Source organism: Rhodococcus sp. Leaf278 (genome assembly GCF_001426085.1).
GTDB lineage: Bacteria > Actinomycetota > Actinomycetes > Mycobacteriales > Mycobacteriaceae > Rhodococcoides.
The window spans coordinates 247082-268197 of the sequence record NZ_LMRR01000002.1; the positions used below are offsets into that span (position 1 = coordinate 247082).

Genomic DNA, 21116 nt, shown 5'->3' on the forward strand with positions numbered 1-21116 from the left:
CGTTCTCGTTGGCCCCGCCCGGTCGGCGGGGATACGTACTGCCGGGATCGGCACCGCTCACGATGACGCGATCACCGACTCCGCACGTTCGATCAACGATGCCAGAGCCGTGGTGAGCCCTTGTGCACCGAGGGCCGGAAGTATGCCGGGCACCAGAGCGGACAATGTCACCGTCATGAGTGCCTGCGGCTTCATGGCACCGCCCATCGTCGCCGACGTCTGCGTCACCTTGTCGTTCATGGCGGCGAACGTCACCCGTGTCGACTCGTGCTCGAACGCAATCTCGTCCGGTGCCACGGCCGCGGCCTGCGCCACCAACTCGGGCAGGTCGTCGATCGTCTTCGGAGTGGCCTTGGGTGCGAACTCGGCCTTCTCGTCGTCGGTGAGAACGTCGATGGAGCCCACGGCCACCATCGGATCGGCCGTGACCGCCTCGAGGATCTTTCCGAAGCGCTCGGCGAAGATCGCCACACTTGTCTCGGTGAACAGCTCCGTCGCATAGGTGAACGTCGCCTCGATCGCAGCGAGTGATCCCGCCTCGTCGAACGACTCGACCGCGGTCAACTGCAGGTCGAACTTCGCCTGGTCGTCGCCGGCGTCGAGCGCCTCGATGCGCAGTCCTGGCAGCTCGAACGTTCCGGTGGTGTGGTTCTGGAACGTCAGCATCACCTGGAACAACGGCGTGTATGCAGTGGACCTGGCCCGACCGAGCGCATCGACGAGACGCTCGAACGGCACGTCCGCGTTGCCGAACGCGGCGAGATCGGTCTCCTTGGCCTGCTGCAACAGATCCAGGAACGAATCGGCGCGCTGCACGCGGGTACGCAGAACCAGAGTGTTGACGAACATGCCGACCAGGTCGTCCAGTTTCTGCTCACCGCGGCCCGCGCTCGGCGTGCCGATGCTGATGTCGGTGGAGTTGCTCAGCCGCGAGAGCAGGACGGCGAACGCGCTGTGGACCACCATGAACGTGGTGGCCGCGTGCTCCCGCGCGATCTCCTCGATGCGACCGGCGACATCCCGACCGATGGTGAACCGATAGGCAGCGCCGTGCATCGACGGCCGAGCCGGACGCGGTGAATCGGTCGGTAGTTCCAGCACTTCCGGAGCTCCGGCCAGTCGTTCGGTCCAGTAGGACAGCTGTCGGGCGAGCGCGCTGTCCGGGTCGGCCTCGCTGCCGAGTACCTCGCGCTGCCACATCGCGAAGTCGGCGTACTGGACGTCGAGCGGCTCCCACGTGGGCATGCCTCCGTCGACGCGTGCCGTGTAGGCCACCATCACGTCACGGATGAGCGGGCCCATGGAGAAACCGTCGGCGGAAATATGGTGCGCGACAACGGCCAGTATGTGTTCGTCCGCACCGACCTCGAGCAGAGCTGCACGTACCGGCACTTCGGTCGTGACGTCGAAACCTGTCCCCAGGACTTCCATCAGGCGGGCAGGCATCGCGTCTCGGTCGACCTTCTCCGGGGTCAGGTCGACCCCGACGTCGGCGACCGATCCGATGAGTTGCATCGGACCGTCCGCGCCCTCCGGATACCGGGTCCGCAGAATCTCGTGTCGGGCCACCACGTCGTCGAACGCAGCCGCGAGAGCAGCTACATCGAGTTCGCCGGTCAGTCGGACCGCCACCGGGATGTTGTACGCGGCGGACTCCGGATCGACTCGGTTGATCGTCCACATTCGGTCCTGTGCCACCGAGAGCGGCAGGACCTCGGGCCGCGCGACCGAGGTCAGCTCCCGACGCGCTCCCCCGCCGACGAGGGGCGCGATGTGTGCTGCGAGGCCCTCGACCGTCGATGCGGTGAACACTGCGCGCACCGGAACCTGCGCATCGAGCGCCTGTCCGAGACGAGAGACCAACTGCGTTGCGATCAACGAGTTGCCGCCGAGCGCGAAGAAATCGTCGTCTCGTCCGGCGCGGTCGAGGCCGAGCAGATCGACGACGGTCTGCGCGACGATCTCCTCGACGGGCCCCACCGGTGCCCGGAACTCGGCTGTCGCGAACTCCGGGTTCGGAAGTGCCGCGCGATCGAGCTTGCCGTTGGCGTTGAGCGGAAGCCTTTCGAGCACGACGAACGCGGCCGGGATCATGTACGACGGCAGGACGCGCGCGAGATCCTTCTCGGCTGCCGCCGTATCGGGAGCCGATCCGTCGACACCTACCAGGTACGCGACCAACTGCTGACCGACCACCGAGTCCCGGTGGACCACGACGGCGGTTTCGGCGATCTGCGGCAGTGTGCGCACTGCGGCTTCGATCTCGCCGAGCTCGATCCGGAATCCCCGGATCTTGACCTGGAAGTCGACTCGGTCGACGTACTCGAGTCGTGCCCGTTCGGCACCCTCGGAATCGCCGTCCGCCCGACGCCACCGCACCAGGTCTCCGGTGCGGTACATCCGCTCGCCGTCCGCCGAGAACGGGTTCGCAACGAACCGTTCCGCAGTGAGATCCTCGCGGCCGAAGTATCCGCGTGCGAGCTGATCACCCGCGAGGTACAGCTCGCCCGTGATTCCCGCCGGAACCGGGTGCAGACGCGAATCGAGAACGTGGACAGCAGTGTTCGCTTCCGGCACACCGATGGGGACGACAACCGTGTCGGCATCGGTCACCGGGTGAGCCGTCACCGATACAGCGGCCTCGGTCGGCCCGTAGAGGTTGTACAGCTCGGCGGTGTTCCGACGCCGGAAGTCCTGCGCCAGAGCAGCCGGAAGTGCTTCGCCGATGGCCAGCACACGACGCAAGGAGGGTCCGAGGGAACCGCCGGCGACAGTGGTCAGCATCGTCAACGTCGAGGGCACCAGATGCAGCGTCGTCACCTCGTGCTCGCGGATTGCCGCCAGGAGGTAATCCGGATCGCGATGCGCGTCGGTAGCCGCGATGACGACTCGTCCGCCCGACGTCGGCTGAGACCAGAACTCCCACACCGAGAGGTCGAACGTTGCCGCCGTCTTCAGCAGCGACGCGTCCTCGCTGCCGAGGCCGTACTCCTCCCGCATCCACTCGAGTTGGTTGACGATGGCACCGTGGCTCACTGCGACGCCCTTGGGTCGCCCGGTCGAGCCCGAGGTGAAGATGATGTACGCGGTGTTCTCCGGGCGCAGTAACGACGACCGCTCGTGCGGAGTCACCGGCTCGGCGGAATAGCCGGACAGGTCCAGTTGCGTGATGTCGACGGCCGTCGCGATCGAGGCGATCCCGTCCTCGTCCGCACCGCTCGCGGCGACGAGCACACACAAGGGTTCGGCCGTCTCGAGGACGAACGAGTTGCGTTCGAAAGGCTGATCCGGGTCGAGCGGAACATAGGCACCGCCCGCGGCCGAGATCGCGTACATGCCGACGAGGAGATCGACGGAGCGCCGAATCGCAAGGCCCACACGTACTTCGGGTCCGACCCCCACAGAGATCAGATGCCGCGCCAGCCGTGCAACGCGATCGGAGAATTCACCGTAAGTGAGTGTTCCGGTGTCGTGGATCAGAACCACGGCGCTGCGATCTCGCGCGGCCGATGCAGCGAAGAGGTCGGTCAGCGTGCTCTCGGCGATGCTGCGATGCGTGTCGTTCCAGCGAGCGACGATGGTCTCGCGCTCTTCGCCGAGCAAGAGATCCAGATCGCCGATGGCGGTCGAAGGCGATGCGACTATCGCGGCCAACAGTTGCTGGAACCGATCGACCAAAGTCCGGGCAGTTCGCTCGTCGAACAGATCTGTGGCGTAGGTCAACATCGCCCCGAATCCGCCGGGCTCACTGCTTTGTGGGTCGCTCGATCCGGGCGCATCGGTGACGATCAGGTGCAGATCGAACTGAGACGTCGTCGAGTCGGTGTCGAGTGCCGAGATGTCGAGACCGTCCAACTCGAAGCTGCGGCGCACGAAGTTCTGGAAGGAGAAGCCCACCTGGAACAGCGGATGCCGAGCCGTCGAACGTGTCGGATTCACCACCTCGACCAGACGCTCGAACGGAATGTCCGCGTGCGCGAACGCCTGCAGGTCGGTCTCGCGAGCCGCTGTCAGAAGATCTTCGAAGCTGGCATCGGCGCGCGCGTCGAGACGCAAGACCAGCGTGTTGACGAACATGCCGACGAGGTTCTCGATCTCCGCTTCGCCGCGGCCGGCGATCGGGGTGCCGACCACGATGTCCTGCGATCCGGAGATGCGGGCCAGCAGTGTCGCGAATGCTGCATGCACGGCCATGAACACCGTTGCGTTGTGGGTACGTGCGAGCGCAACCAAGGCGTCCCGAATCTCGGCATCGATGTGGAAATCTATGCGGCTGCCGCGGAAGGTCTGCTCGGCAGGCCGTGGGTGATCCAACGGCAGATCCAGTTGCTCGGGAAGGTCGGCCAACGCGTCCGTCCAGTACCGAATCTGTTGCGCTGCGATCGAGTCGGCATCGCTGTCGTCGCCGAGTACCTCCCGCTGCCACAGCGCGTAGTCGGCGTACTGGACGGCCAACGGAGACCACTGCGGATCGGACCGGCGGGAGCGCGCGGCGTACGCCGTCATCACGTCGGTCGAGAGGGGAACGGTGGACAACCCGTCGGCACTGATGTGGTGGATGACCATTCCGAGTACGAACTCGGTGTCGGACACCCGAAAGAGCTCCGCTTTCAACGGGATCGACGCGGTGACGTCGAACGTCGTGGCCAACAGTTCACCGACGCGAGTGGCGACGGATTCGGCATCGGTGTCCACGACGGTCAGTGCTGTGCGCACCTCGGACATCGGCACGATCACCTGATGTGGTCCGTCCGGCGAGTCCGGGTACACCGAACGCAAGGTCTCGTGTCGTTCGATGACGTCGAGGACGGACTGCTCGAGCGCGTCGACGTCGAGGTTGCCGCTCAACCGCATCGCGAACGGGATGTTGTAGGCCGTCGACGAGTTGTCGAACCGGTTGAGGAACCACATGCGCTGCTGCGCCAGCGACAGCGGGACGAAGTCCGGTCGCGGCCGCGCCACCAGCGCTGGTCGCTCGGGCCCGGAGCTTCGTTCGACACGGTTCGCCAGCGACTCGACCGTCGATGCCTCGAACAGCGTCCGCACCGGCACGTTTCGGCCGAGGGCGGCACCGATCCGAGAGACCACCTGGGTTGCGACGAGCGAGTTTCCACCCAGCTCGAAGAAGTCGTCGTCGAGTCCGACGCGATCCACTCCCAGCACAGCGGCGAAGACACCGGCGACAATCTGCTCGATCGGAGTGGACGTCGAACGGAACTGCCGAAGCTGAGCTGCGGGCGCGGGAAGCGCGCGCCGGTCGAGCTTTCCATTGACCGTCAACGGAATGGTGTCGAGTACGACGAACGCGGACGGCACCATGTAGTCGGGGAGGTTCTCGGCGACCGACGAACGCACGGTGTCGACGTCCACGACAGAACCCGCAGCGGGCACCACGTATGCAACCAGTCGCGCAGAGCCCGGAGCGTCCTCGCGAGCGATCACGGCTGCCTGGCCCACGGTCGCCGCGGCGGCGACAGCGGATTCGACCTCGCCCAGCTCGATCCGGAATCCGCGGATCTTGACTTGATCGTCGGCTCGCCCGACGAACTCCAGTTCACCCGAAGCGGACCACCGTGCGACATCGCCGGTGCGGTACAGCACCGATCCGTCCGCAGCGAACGGATCGGCCACGAAACGGGTGGCGCTCAATCCTGCTCGTCCGAGATATCCGCGCGCGACCTGGCCGCCCGAGACGTACATCTCGCCGGGAACTCCGACCGGCAGAAGCCCGAGCCGGGAGTCGAGTACGTAGACCGCGAGTCCTGAAATCGCCCGTCCCACCAGAGATCCCGAGGCGGACGCGGCCGAGGTCACATCGAGCTCGCGGTGCGACACGTGCACCGTGGTCTCGGTGATTCCGTACATGTTGACCAGTCGCGGACTGCTGTCTTCGTGCCGGGCGAACCAGCCGGACAGCCTGCGCAGCTCGAGTGCCTCGCCGCCGAAGATCACGAACCGCAGCGCGTAATCGGCTGTCGTGGCCGCAGTTCGATCGGCCTCGTCCAACTGGTAGAAGGCCGACGGTGTCTGGTTGAGCACGGTGACACGCTCGGAAACCAACAAGTCCCGCAGAGCCTCCGGCGACCGTGAGGTGTAGTAGTCCACGACGACCACGGTGCCGCCGGTGGTGAGCGGCCCCCACAGCTCCCAGACCGAGAAATCGAAAGCGAAGGAATGGAACAGCGTCCACACGTCCTCGGGACCGAAGTCGAACTCGCTCTGCGTGTTCGCAAGCAGGCGAACGACATTGCGATGCGGAATCACCACGCCCTTGGGCTTACCGGTGGACCCCGACGTGTAGATCACGTAGGCGACGTGTGCGTCGGAGCGCGGTGAACGCAGTTCGGTCGGTTCCAACGGCGCAGTGTCGACCGCCTCGTCGGACGAGTCGATCTCCACGCGCGGCAATGTCGTCGGTAGATCCACCTCGACCCCGGACCAGGTCAACAGGGCGGTAGGACGCGAGTCGGTCAGCACGAACTCGATGCGATCGAGCGGGTAGGACGGATCGATCGGGACGTAGCCGCCACCTGCTTTGAGCACCGCGAGCAAACCGACGACGAGGTCGGTGGACCGCGGAAGCACCACGGCGACAAGGCTTTCCGGCCCCACTCCGACCGCCGACAGACGGCGGGCCAGTGCATTGGATGCCTCGTCGATCTGCCGGTAGGTCGAGCTGCGATCGCCGAACACCACGGCCACCGACTCGGGTGCCTCGGAGGCGCGAGCGGCGAACAGGTCCACCAGCGTATCCGGCGTATCCGCGACTGCGGGTGCCGTACGGGCAAGCGCCAGAACGTGGTCGCGCTCGGCGGTGTCCATCAACTCGATGGTTCCCACCGAAGCGCCGTAGTTCTCGGCGACCGTGTCGAGAATGCGCAGCAACCGGGTACCGAAGCTGTGGGCGGTGTCCTCGTCGTAGAGGTCGCGAGCATAGGTGACGTCGAGTCGCGTGCTGCCGTCGGCATTGTCGGTGAACGTGAACTGCAGATCGAACTTGGCCGTGACGATGTCGAGGTCGAGTCCGCGCACGTGCAGTCCGGGCAGCTCGAGTTCGGTCTGCTCCATGTTCTGCACCGTCAGCATCACCTGGATCAACGGGTGTCGCGCGGCCGAACGAGCCGGATCGAGAGCCTCGACGAGACGCTCGAACGGAACGTCCGCGTGGCCGAAGGCCGACAGATCCGTATCCCGGACATGTTCCAGAGCAGCGACGAACGACGAATCCAAGGCAACGTCCGTGCGCAACACCAGGGTGTTGACGAACATGCCGATCACATCGTCCAGTGCCTCGTCGCCGCGGCCTGCGACCGGTGTACCGATCGCGATGTCCCGTTCACCCGACAGTCGCGCGAGCAGTACGGCGAGTGCGGTGTGCAGCACCATGAACAGAGACGACCGATGGTCGCGGGCCAGATCCACCAGGCTCGTACGGGTTGCAGCACCGACAGTCAGGACGACGTTTCCACCGCGATACGACGAGGTGTCCGGGCGAGGCCGATCGCCGGGGAACGTGATTTCGTCGGGTAGTCCGGACAGCGTGCGCGACCAGTGCCGAATCTGCGTCGAGATCGGCGACTGCGAATTGTCCTCGGAACCGAGCTCCGCGAGCTGCCACAGGGTGTAGTCCACGTAGCGAACCGGCAGCGGTTCCCAGTTCGGTGCCACGCCGGAAGACCTGGCCCCGTAGGCGATCATCAGATCACGAGTCAACGGTCCCATCGAGTAGCCGTCGGCAGCGATGTGGTGGGTCACGAACGCCAGGACATGACGGTCCTGTTCGATCCGCAGCAGCGCTGCCCGCAGCGGCGGTGCCGTGGCGACGTCGAATCCGCCCATGAACAGATCGGTGAGTTCACCGACGATCTCGGCCTCGGTGACCGGACGGGCGCGAAGTTCCGGAACGACCTGCGCGGCGTCGACGATGACCTGCGACGCAGTTCCGTCGACCTCCGGATAGACCGTGCGCAACGACTCGTGCCGCTCGACGACGTCGGCGACGGCAGCAGCCAAGGCATCGACGTCGAGCGTTCCGGTCAGCTCGATAGCGACCGGGAGGTTGTTCGTTGCGGCGTCGACGTCGAACTGGTTCAGGAACCACATGCGGCGTTGTGCGAGCGACAGCGGGACCGTATCTGGCAATTGGCTGCGCACCAACGACTTTCGTCCCCGCGAACCGGACTGCTCGTCCAGCCGGGTTGCGAGCGCAGACACCGTGGCGGCCTCGAAAATTGCGCGAACCGACACGGTGGTGTCGAGTGCGACGCCGATACGCGACGCCACTCTCGTCGCCACCAGCGAATTTCCACCGAGTGCGAAGAACTCGTCGTCCGCACCCACACTGTCGACGCCCAGAATCTCGCGGAACACATCGGACACGACGATTTCCGTGGCGGTGCTCGGTGCTCGGAACTCGCGTTGAACGATCTCGGGATCCGGTAGTGATCGACGATCGAGCTTGCCGCTCGGTGTGAGAGGCAGTGAATCGAGTACGACGAATGCCGCCGGGACCATGTACGAGATGAGCGAACGTGCGGCTGTCGCGGTCAGCTCGGCCGGGTCCAGGGTCGACCCCGGAGTGGGTACGACATAAGCGACGAGCTGGTCGCCGGTGACCTCGCTCGAATGAACGAGCACCACAGCCGATCCGACACCGGGATGGCGCCGCAACACAGTTTCGATCTCGCCGAGTTCGATACGAAGTCCACGGAGCTTGACCTGGAAGTCGGTGCGGCCGAGGTATTCGATCACCCCACCCGATCCGGCTGCACCAGAACGGTTCTCGTCACGCCAACGCACCAGGTCGCCGGTGCGATACATTCTCTCGCCGCGCTCGCCGTACGGGTCGGCGACGAATCGGTCGGCGGTCAGGTCGGCACGGTCCAGATATCCGCGCGCCAACTGCACGCCCGCGAGATAGAGCTCGCCTGCAACTCCGGGTGCCACCGGCCGCAAGCGTGGATCCAACACGTACGTCCGGGTGTTCCACACCGGGGCACCGATCGGCACCACGTCGAGGTCGGCCTCGGTCACGTCGTATGACGTCACCTCGACCGCAGCCTCGGTCGGACCGTACAGATTGTGCAGCGTCGTGTTCGGCAAGACGGCCCGGAGCCGAGCGCCCACCCCTGCGGAGAGGGCCTCACCGGACGCGAACACCATCCGCAGCGACTCGGCGCGCGAAACACCGTCCTCGCCGACGAACACCTCGAGCAGTGCAGGCACGAAATGAGCAGCGGTGATGGATCGTTCGACGATGAGGTCGACAAGATACGTCGGGTCGCGGTGACCGTCCGGTTTCGCGATCACCAACGTCGCACCGATCTGCAGCGGGAAGAACAGCTCCGGTACGGACACGTCGAATGTCACCGGAGTCTTCTGCAGCATCACGTCGTCGGCGGTCAGAGGGAAGTGCTCTCGCATCCACGACAGGCGGTTGACGATGGACATGTGTGCCACGGCAACGCCCTTGGGGACTCCGGTGGAGCCCGAGGTGAAGATGACGTAAGCCGCATTCGACGGCAGCAGTGGGGCGCGTCGATCCGCGTCGAGGATCGGAGCGTCCGACACGTCGAGGTTCTCGGCGGAATTCTCGGCGATGTCCAGGGCGGGAACACTCGCGTCGAAGGTGAACCCGTCGCGGCCGGTCGTCAGAATGCACACGGGTGCCGCAGTATCGAGAATGTGGCCGGTACGTTCGGCAGGCTGATCCGGATCGATGGGGACGTAGGCACCGCCGGCCGTCACGATGGCATGAATGGCGACCAGCAGCTCTATCGACCGGCGAGCGGCGACGGCAACCGATGTCTCCGGCCCGACTCCGCGAGCGATCAGCACGCGAGCGAGTCGGTTGACGCGACTCGAGAACTCCGCGTACGTCAGTGACTCACCCTCGAACACCAGAGCCGTTGCGCCCGGCGTCTTCTCGACTTGGGCCTCGAGCAACGACACCAAGGTCTGCGAGCGGTCGACGGGGTGTTCGGTGTCGTTCCACTCACGGAGAACTCGAGTGCGTTCGCTGTCGTCGAGAAGCTCGATCTCGCCGACCACGGCCGTGGGGTTCTCCGCTACCGAACCCAGAACGGTGACGAGTCGCTCGCACAGGACGAGGACGGTGTCCTCGTCGAACAGATCGGTCGCGTAGGTGACGTCGACGACCATGCCCTGAGGGGCACCGGCCGGACCGATCTTTTCCACGAACGTGAATTGGAGATCGAACAGCGAGACCACGGTTTCGAAGTCGACGGTGGACACCGACAATCCCGGCAGTTCCAGATCTTTCTGACCCAGGTTCTGGAACGCGAGAACCACCTGCACGAGGGGGTGACGCGCCGTTGAACGGGCAGGATTCAGGATCTCGACGAGCCGCTCGAACGGAACGTCGACATGTGCCAGCGCCGACAGATCGGTCTCGCGAGCATCGGCGAGCACCTGGTCGAACCGGCGGGCGGTATCGATCTCGGTTCGAAGGACGAGAGTGTTGACGAACATACCGATCAGGTCGTCGAGTGCGGCCTCGCCGCGACCGGCGACCGGAGTTCCGATCGCGATGTCGGCTTCACCGGACAATCGCGACAGCAGCACGGCCAGCGAGGTGTGGACCACCATGAACAGCGAGGCGTTCTCGGCTCTCGCGGCGTCGATCAGGCCGCGATGCAGATCCTCGTCGATGGAGAATCGCACCAGCGCACCATTGTTCGAGGCGACGGCGGGTCGCGGTCGATCCGAAGGCACGTCCAACTGGTCGGGTAGACCGGCCAGTGCCGTTGTCCAGTAGTGGATCTGCTGCGAGACGATGGAGGTGGGATCGTTCTCGGACCCGAGCACCTCGCGCTGCCAGAGGCTGTAATCGGCGTAATCGACGGGCAGCGGAGACCAGTACGGCTCCTGGCTCATCGACCGCGCTGCATACGCATTCATCACGTCACGAGTCAGCGGGCCCAACGAGAATCCGTCGGCCGCGATGTGGTGGACGACGAATACCAACAGGTGCTCGGTAGGACTGACCTCGAACAGCCTCGTCCGGAACGGGAGATCCTTGGACAGGTCGAAGCCGGTGGTGGCCAATTCACGCATCGCGTCCGCCACGTCGTGTGCGGCTATGTCGACAGGCGTCAGGTCGGGGGTGGCCGACTGCGCGTCGACGATGACCTGATGAGCGGTGCCATCGGTCTCGGGGAACACCGTGCGCAGAGACTCGTGCCGAGCAACGACATCGGACACGGCGATCTGCATCGCGCGGCGGTCGAGCAGACCGGACAGACGTACGGCGATCGGGATGTTGTTGGCGGCCGATTCCACGTCGAACTTGTTCAGGAACCACATGCGCTGCTGGGCCAACGAGAGCGGTATGTGTTCCGGACGCTCCTGCGAAACCAGTGGCGGGCGACTACCGGTAGCGACCAGCGTGCCCAACCGAGCAGCAAGGTCGGTCACGGTCGACGTGTCGAAGAGCTCTCGCACCGCGATGCGAGTATCCAGTGCGACACCCAGCCGAGACACCAACTGTGTTGCGATGAGCGAGTTACCGCCGAGATCGAAGAAGTCGTCGTCGAGACCGACCCGCTCGATACCGAGCACCTGAGCGAAAACGTCGGCGACGACACGTTCGATGTCGTTCGTGGGCTCCCGGTACTCGGTCACCTCGAAGGCGGGATCGGGCAGGCTCTTTCGATCGAGCTTTCCGCTCGCGCCCAGTGGGAACTCCGCGAGCACGATCAGGGTCGACGGCACCATGTATTCCGCGAGCCGAGCCCGCAGCGACGCCAGGACGGCTCCGGTGTCCACCGAGGCACCGGACGGCACGACGTACCCGACCAGTTGCTCGCGACGCACGACGACGACCGCCTGAGAGATCGAACGTTGCGCCAGCAGCGCCGACTCGATCTCGCCGAGTTCGATGCGCAGGCCGCGAAGCTTGACCTGGAAGTCGGAGCGTCCGACGTATTCCAGTTCGCCGTGCCGGTTCCAGCGCACGACGTCGCCGGTGCGATAGAGGCGCGCGCCGGCCGTCGCGAACGGATGCGCCACGAACCGATCCGCGGTCAGGTCCGGTCGCCCGACGTAGCCCCGAGCCAACTGTGCACCCGCGAGGTACAGCTCACCCGCAACACCGACAGGAGTGGGGTTCAACCGTGAATCCAGCACATAGACCGCGCTGTTCCACACCGGAGCACCGATCGGCATGACATCCGAGTCTTCGTCCGTCACTGCGTGGTACGTGACATCGACGGCAGCCTCGGTGGGTCCGTACAGGTTGTGCAGCCCTACGCCCTTCACCGCACGGCGCAGCGCGAGGGCCGTAGTGGGAGGCAGGGCTTCGCCGGAGGCGAAGACCAAGCGCAACGACGCACCCGACGCGCGGCGGCGCTCCACTTCGGGGACGAACACCGACATCATCGACGGCACGAAGTGCACCACTGAAACATGCTCGCGTGCAATGACATCCAGTAGATACAGCGCATCACGGTGGCCGTCGGGAATCGCGATGGCCACCGAAGCACCGTTCTGCAACGCCCAGAAGAACTCCCACACCGACACATCGAAGGTCGACGGTGTCTTCTGCAGCACCACGTCCTCGGCGGTCAGTGGGTACTCGTCCTGCATCCACAACAGTCGATTGACGATCGCATCGTGTGAGACCCCGACACCCTTGGGGCGGCCTGTCGATCCCGACGTGAAGATCACATATGCCGTGTTCGTGGGTCGTAGCGGAGAGATTCGATCGGCATCGGTCAGCGGAGCCGAGGACAGCGTCGACACGTCGAGCGTATCGATGTCGATCGTCTCGACGCCTGCGAATTCGACATGATCTCGCGACGTGGACAACACCCGTACCGGCGCAGCCGTGGCCACGATGTACTCGTTGCGGTCGGCCGGCTGCTTGGGGTCGATCGGGACGTAGCCCGCCCCCGCCTTGACGATCGCATACATACCGACGAACAGATCGAGGCTACGACCGACAGCGAGCCCGACGAGCGAGTCGGGGCCCACACCCAACGACACCAGATGCCGCGCAAGACGATTCGCACGCGCAGCGAACTCCGCGTACGTCAACTGCTCACCCTCGAACACCAGTGCCTGCGCGTCGGGAGTCGCGACGACCTGACGGTCGAACAGGTCGACGAGCGTCACGTGCTCGGGCACATCGTGTGCGGTGTGGTTCCACGCGGTCACGACTCTCTCGCGCTCACCGTCGTCGAGAAGATCGATGTCGCCCACCGACACCGAAGGATCGGCCACCACAGCGGTCAGCATCCGCACGAAACGATCGGAGAAGCCGCGTACCGTCTCGGCATCGAACAGGTCGGTCGCGTACGTCAACTCGGCGGCCATGCCCTGTCCGCGTCCGTCTACTCCGATGGACTCGGTGACGGTCAACTGGAGATCGAACTTCGCCACCTCGGCGTCGAGCGCGACGCTGTCCACCGACAGACCTGGGAGGTCCACGTGCGTACGGGTGAGGTTCTCGAACGAGAGCATCACCTGGAAGAGCGGATGCCGTGCTTGCGAACGAGACGGATTCAGCACCTCGACCAGCCGCTCGAACGGAAGATCGGCGTGCCCGAACGCGCCGAGCGCCACTTCCCTCGCGCGCCCGATCTGCTCCGAGAACGTGCGACCCGCTTCGATGTCGGTACGCAGTACCAGGGTGTTGACGAACATGCCGACCACGTCGTCCAGGGCTGCGTCGCCGCGACCGGCGACCGGGGTACCGATCGCAATGTCCTCGGTGCCCGAGAGTCGTGCGAGCAGGACTGCCAGTGCCGCGTGGACGACCATGAACAGTGACGCGTTGTGCGTGTGGGCCAGCGCAGAGAGGCCACGATGGACCTCGGCCGGCACCTCGAACCTGATCGACGAACCCTGGTAGGACTGACGATTCGGGCGAGGCCGATCGGTCGGCAGATCGAGCTGATCCGGCAACCCTGCCAGCATCCGAGCCCAGTAGTCGACCTGGCCGGAGATGAGCGATTGCGGATCGTCCTCCGACCCGAGGACCGAGCGCTGCCACAGGCTGTAGTCGGCGTACTGGACCTCCAACGGCATCCATGCCGGGTTCTCCCAGGCAGTTCGTGAGGCATACGCGATCATGATGTCGCGCGCCAGCGGACCCATCGACCATCCGTCGGCCGAAATATGGTGCACCACCATGGCAATGACGTGTTCGCGAGGGCCGATCTCGAAGAGTCGGGCCTGAATCGGGACATTGACGGTCACGTCGAACGTCGTCGACGCCAACGTGAAAACCTGCCGCTGGATATCGGCCGCGGACGTCGGAATCGGCATCAGGTTCGGCACCGTCTGAGCGGCGTCGAGAATGGACTGCTGCGGGCCGTGGGCGGTATCGGGATACACCGTGCGCAGCGACTCGTGCCGGTCGATCACGTCCATGATCGCAACCTGGAGCGCCGCGACATCGAGTTCGCCGGTCAACTTCAATGCGAACGGAATGTTGTATGCGGTGGAATCGGCGTCGAACCGGTTGAGGAACCACATTCGCTGCTGCGCCAGCGACAGCGGAATACGCTCCGGGCGCACTGTCGCGACGAGCGCGGTGCGTCCACCTTCCCCTGCGGCCTGCTCGACGCGCACGGCAAGCAGGGCAACCGTCGAGGCCTCGAACAGCATGCGCACCGGTACGGTCGCATCGAGAGCGACTCCCAGGCGCGAGACCACCTGCGTGGCAATCAGCGAATTACCGCCGAGTTCGAAGAAGTCGTCGTCGAGACCCACGCGTTCCACGCCGAGAACGTCTGCGAACACGTCGGCGACGATCTCCTCGATCGGTGTCGTGGGAGCGCGGAACTCGCGCACCTCGAACACCGGAGCCGGCAGTGCCCGGCGATCGAGCTTACCGTTGACCGTCAGCGGAATCGCGTCCAGCACAACGAATGCCGACGGCACCATGTATTCCGGAAGGGCTGTCGCGATACCGGACCTGAGGTCCTCGATGTCCACGATCGGTCGACCCTCGACCGCAGCGGAGACCACGTATGCGACAAGACGCGCCGCACCCGGCGAATCCTCACGGACGACGACGGCAGCCTGAGTGACCGTCGGCTGGGCCGTCACCGCAGCCTCGACCTCGCCGAGCTCGATGCGGAATCCGCGCACCTTGACCTGATCGTCCGAGCGTCCGAGGTATTCGAGCTCACCCCCGGCATTCCATTGCGCCAGGTCACCCGTTCGGTACAGGAGCGAGCCGTCCTCGGACCCCGAGGCGAACGGGTTCGCCACGAAACGAGTCGACGTCAGGTCTCGGCGACCCAGGTAGCCGCGAGCGAGTTGTCCACCACCGACGTACATTTCGCCGGGAACACCCACCGGGACCGGATGTAGTCGGGTGTCGAGCACGAACACGCGCAGACCCGCGATCGGCTTGCCGACCACCGACGCACTGTTCCCGAGGGACGCAGAACCGAGCTGTCGGTAGGACACGTGGACAGTGGTCTCGGTGATGCCGTACATGTTGATCAAGCGCGGCGCGGTGTCCCCGTGCCGCTCGAACCACCCGCTGAGCCGGCGCTGTTCGAGTGCTTCACCGCCGAAGATCACGTACCGAAGCGACAGCTCGCCGCCGTCCGTTGCCGCGACGCGATCGGCCTCGGAGAGCTGATAGAACGCCGAAGGCGTCTGGTTGAGCACGGTCACTCGCTCGTCGACGAGCAACCGGTGGAATGCCTCCGGCGATCGCGAGGTGAAGTAGTCCACGACCACCAGCGTGCCGCCGTAGAGCAACGGGCCCCACAACTCCCACACCGAGAAGTCGAATGCATAGGAGTGGAACATCGTCCACACGTCGTCGGCACCGAAGCCGTAGACCGAATCGGTGTTGGCGAGCAGCCGAACCACGTTGCGATGCGGCACCATCACGCCTTTGGGGCGACCGGTCGAGCCCGAGGTGTAGATGACGTAGGCGACGTTGTCGGGCCGCAGCGGACGCACCCGATCCTCGTCGGTGACACGCGCATTCGATTCCGCCGAGAGGTCGATCGTGTCGAGATCGAGCAGCTCTGTACCGATACGAGATTCGACGTCCGAAGGCAGCTCTACCCGGTTCGCACCGGAGAACAGAATCGACGTGGGTCGTGCATCGTCGAGCATGTACTCGACGCGGTCGAGCGGGTAGCTCGGGTCCACCGGTAGGTACCCGCCACCGGCTTTGACCACCGCAACGAGAGCGACGATGAGCTCTGCCGACCTGGGCAGAGCGACCGCGACCAGGCTCTCGGGACCGACTCCGCTGGAAATCAGCACTCGCGCAAGACGATTGGTACGTGCATCGAACTCGGCGTACGTCATCGACGTGCCATCGAAGCGAACTGCGACTCCGTTCGGGTTCGCGGACGCCGCTGCGTCCAGAAGGTCGACCAGCGTCACCTCTCGGGAGACGTCGACTCCCGACACGTTCCACTGCGATGCCACGCGCTCGTACTCCGCGGCATCGACGATGTCGACGTCACCGACCGGAACCGTCGGGTCATCGGTGACGGCACCCAGAATGTCGAGGAACCGACGGGCGAAACTGTCCACGAGTTCTGCGTCGAACAGATCCGTCGCGTACTCGAACACCGCGTCGATGCCCGCCGGCACACCGTCGTCCAGATGCTCGGTCAGCCACAGCTGTACGTCGAATTTGGCGATGGGGACGTCGAATTCGGCAGCCACCGCGCGGAGTCCGCCGACCGTGAGCTCCCGCGACATCGCCGATTCCAACGAGATCGCAACCTGGAACAACGGATGCCTGGACGTCGAGCGGACCGGGTTGAGGACCTCGACGAGTCGCTCGAACGGAACATCCGCATGGGCGAATGCAGACAAGTCGGTGTCGCGGACTCGTTCCAGGAGTTCCTCGAACGTCAACCCTGGATCGACATCGGAGCGCAGTACCAGGGTGTTGACGAACATGCCGACCAGATCGTCGAGCGCGGGCTCACCGCGACCCGCCACCGGCGCTCCGATGGCAATGTCGGTGGTACCGCTCAGTCGGGCGAGTAACAGCGCGTACGCCGCCTGCATCACCATGAACAGCGAGGCGTTGTTCGCGCGCGCCAGCTGCGTCAGCGAGGCGTGCAGGTTCGCCGGAACGTCGACGCGCAGCTTGCTGCCCGCGTTCGAGGACACGGCGGGGCGGGGCCTGCTCGACGGCAGGGACAGCTGGTCCGGCAGATCCTCGAGAGTCGCGCTCCAGTAAGCGATTTCGCGGGATGCCATCGACAGCGGATCGGTCTCGGGACCGAGCACAGCCCGTTGCCACAACGCATAGTCCGCGTACTGGACCTCGAGCGGCGTCCATTCCGGTGCGCGCCCGTTGATCCGGCTCGCGTAGGCCACGAGCACGTCCCGTGCGAGCGGACCGAACGACGCGCCATCAGCGGCGATGTGGTGCAGCACCATGGCGAGTTCGTGTTCGGTCGGTGAGATCTCGAAGAGCGCGATTCGGAAGGGTGTGTCGACCGTGACGTCGAATCCCTTTCCGACCAATTCGTGCAAGTGACCGCCCAGATCACGCCTTTCGATGCGCACCGGCTGAATGGTCGCCGGGGTTCGAGCCGCCTCCAGCACGACCTGCTCGGGTGAACCGTCCACCTCGGGGTACACGGTCCGCAGTGTCTCGTGTCGATCGACGACGTCGGCGAATGCAGCCGACAGGGCGACCACGTCGAGGGGTCCGGTCAGACTGACGGAAAAGGGCAGGTTGTATACCGCGGTGGTGGGGTCGAAACGGTTGAGGAACCACATCCGTTGCTGCGCAGGCGAAAGCGGGATGCGCTCGGGCCGTTCCTTGGCCTCCAACACCGGTACGTCCGCTCCGAGCCGGGCGGCCGATTCCGCCCTGGCCGCGAGCGCTCCGACAGTGGGTGCCTCGAACAGCTCTCGAACGCCGAGCCGCACTCCCAGCGCACTGCCCACACGGGTCACCAACTGGGTAGCGATCAGCGAGTTGCCGCCGAGCTCGAAGAAATCCTCGTCCAAGCCGACCTTGGAGGCCCCGAGCAGATCCTCGTAGATGCCCGCTACCACGTAGTCCGCGCGGCTCTTCGGTGCCCGATATTTCTTCGCGCTGCTGAACACGGGTTCCGGCAACGCTTTTCGATCCAGCTTGCCGCTGGTGTTCAGCGGTAGTGCATCGAGAACGACCACCGCGGCCGGCACCATGTACGACGGCAGCGCGTGTCCGGCGAATTCGATTGCCGCTGCGGATTCGATCGATCGTCCCGGAGCCGCGACGACGTACGCCACCAACTGGTCGCCGGTGACCGTCTGCACCACGAGGGTCACTGCCTGCGAGATGGATTCGTGGGAGAGCAGAACCGTCTCGATCTCGCCGAGCTCGATGCGCTGGCCGCGGAACTTGACCTGGAAATCGGTCCGTCCGATGTAATCCAGCACTCCGTCGCTGCGCCAACGCACGAGGTCGCCGGTGCGGTACATCCGGTCGCCGCCGACGCCGAACGGGTTGGCCACGAAGCGATCCGAGCTCAGATCGGGTCGGCCCACGTATCCGCGTGCGAGCTGAACTCCGGCGAGGTAGAGCTCACCCGACTCACCGATCGGTGTGGGGCGCAAGCGGCTGTCGAGCACGAACGCCTTGGTGTTCCATTCGGGCACACCGATCGGAACTGTTCGGCTGTCCTGCGGGCCGCTGGGGTAGTACGTCACCGAGACGGCAGCCTCGGTGGGTCCGTAGAGATTGTGCAGTCCAGCAGTGGAGATCGCCCGGAACGACGCAGCGGTCTCGACCGGCAGCGCCTCACCGATCACGAACACGTGCCGCAGTGAACTGCAGGTGTGCGCCGGCGCATTGGCTACGAACACCGTCAACATGGACGGCACGAAATCGGTCACGGTGACCCGGTGTTCGGCGATCTTGTTGGCTACGTACACCGAGTCGCGATGCCCGTCGGGTGTCGCGAGCACCATCGTCGCGCCGACCCGCAGCGGAAGGAAGAACCCCCACAGCGAGACGTCGAAGGTGGTGGCCGTCTTCTGCAGATAGACGTCGGACGCGTCCATCGGATACTCCGCGAGCATCCACTCCATCTGGTTGTGGATCGCCCGATGCTCGACGGCGACACCCTTCGGGCGACCGGTCGAACCCGAGGTGTAGATGACGTACGCGGTGTTCGAAAGAGACAGTGGTGCAGTGCGTTCGGCATCTCGGATCGGGTCCGAGGACACCGATGAGTGGTCGACGAGATCCACTGCAACCGTTTCGGTTCCCTTCGGCAACGTCACATCGTCGCGGGAGGAGATCAGCACACACCGTGGCCGAGCGGAATCGAGGATGTACGCCGTGCGATCGGCGGGATGATCGGGATCGATCGGGACCCAGGCACCGCCGGCCGCCACGATGGCGTACATGCCGACTACGAGGTCGAACGAACGACGGATCGACAGGCCTACGAGGGTCTCGGGGCCGACGCCCATGTCGATCAGCTGACGAGCGAGGCCGTTGACTCGACCGGCGAGCTCACCGTAGGTGAGCTTCTCCCCCTCGTACACCAACGCAGTCGAGTCCGGGTGCGCCGCCGCGGCTGCCTCGAAGGCGGACAGCAGCGTACGCGGACTCGTCTCGTGCTCGGTTGCGTTCCACTTCTCGACGACCAGCTCACGCTCGTCACCGTCGGTGAGCGCGAGATCCCACACCCGATCGTGGGGAGCCGAGGCCACGAACCGGCCGATGAAGTCGACGAACCGTTCATGATTTCGCCCGGACTGCTCCGGCCCGTACAAGTTGGGGTTGGACTCGAAGTCGATGTGGGTCGAAGAACCGGCGACGCTCGTGTAGAGGTTGAGCCCGAAGTCCTCGATCAGGCCGGTGGAGAGGATGTTGATACCGCCGACCATCGAGCCGAGGCGTACCTCGCCGAAGAACAGCATGATGTTGACCCATGGGCCGAAGAACGATGCCTGACCGCTGGCACCGCCCGCGTCACGGCGAATGTCCTCGTGCCGATACCGCTGGTGCCGTAGGGCTCCGGAGACCTCGGCGTTGACGCGCGCAAGAAGCGTTTCGACGGTGGTGTCGCCTGCGACGTCGAGCCGCAGAGGCACGACGTTGGAGACCATTCCGCCGGAACGGCGAAGCACCGCGGTGGTGCGCGCGGTCACCGGCAGCGAGAGCACGACGTCCTCGCGACCGGTCATCTGGGCGAGGTAGGCAGCGAATGCACCGATGACGATGGTGGCCATCGTCGTGTCGGTCCGGGTGCGCAGGGCCTCGAGCTGTTCCATGGTCTCCGCGGACAGAGCCGTGGTGTCGATCTGACTCTTCGCCGCGGGCGGGGCCGTGTGACCGGCGAGGGTGGTGACTCCGTCGATGCCGTCGATGCGCGACGCCCAGTACTCGCGGTCCGCCTCGAAGCGGCTCGAGTCTCGGTAGGCCACGTCGATGTCGTAGACCTTGGTCAGGTCCGACGCCAGATTCTTGGTCGGCTCGATGCCCTCGACTGCTGCCGTGTAGAGCTCAGCAGCGCGATTCATGAAGGTGACGGCACCGAAACCGTCGAGGACCACGTGGTGCACGCGCTCGTACCAGAACCACACATCGTCGTCCAGACGCAGCACGGTAGCGGCGATCAACCGGTCCCGAAGGACGTCGATGGGCGCGCTGTAGTCGTCGTGCATCCACTTCAGAGCGGCAGCGCGCGGATCGGCTTCACCGCGCAGGTCCAAGCAGTTCAGGGAGTCGTCGAGCGTGGGGTCGACGATCTGCCGAGGCTCGGCATCGATTTCGAGGAGGCGCACGAATCCGGACTGCAGCTCCAGCGCAGCCTGGGACGAGGCCCGGCGAAGAAGCTCCACATCGAGGTCACCGTGCAGTTCGATGTACTGGGCGATGTTCGCGGGTACCGCCGGGTCCACATGCTGCGCGAACCACATTCCCAATTGGGCCGGTGACAGGGGGAACGACGAATGCTCAGGACTACCGACTCCGTCGTCGTGTCCAGCATCTTCCACACCTAGCGGGTCCAATCGAAGCCTCTCTTTCCCACAATCACACGCGCCCCCACCGACTGCTGAACCAGCAGCGATCGGTGGGCACCGAACACGTCGAGCAAGTTGCTTACTTCGTTCTCTATTTTCTCACCGGTGACAACTCGAAGTTA

1 protein-coding gene is annotated in these 21116 nt (G+C 65.0%); it reads right to left on the minus strand.

Annotated elements, in window-relative coordinates:
* Window positions 1–57 precede the first annotated feature (57 nt).
* Complete coding sequence (locus tag ASG84_RS03835) at window positions 58–20967, minus strand: non-ribosomal peptide synthase/polyketide synthase (protein ID WP_235581519.1); 20910 nt, start codon at window positions 20965–20967, stop codon at window positions 58–60.
* Window positions 20968–21116: the final 149 nt, after the last annotated feature.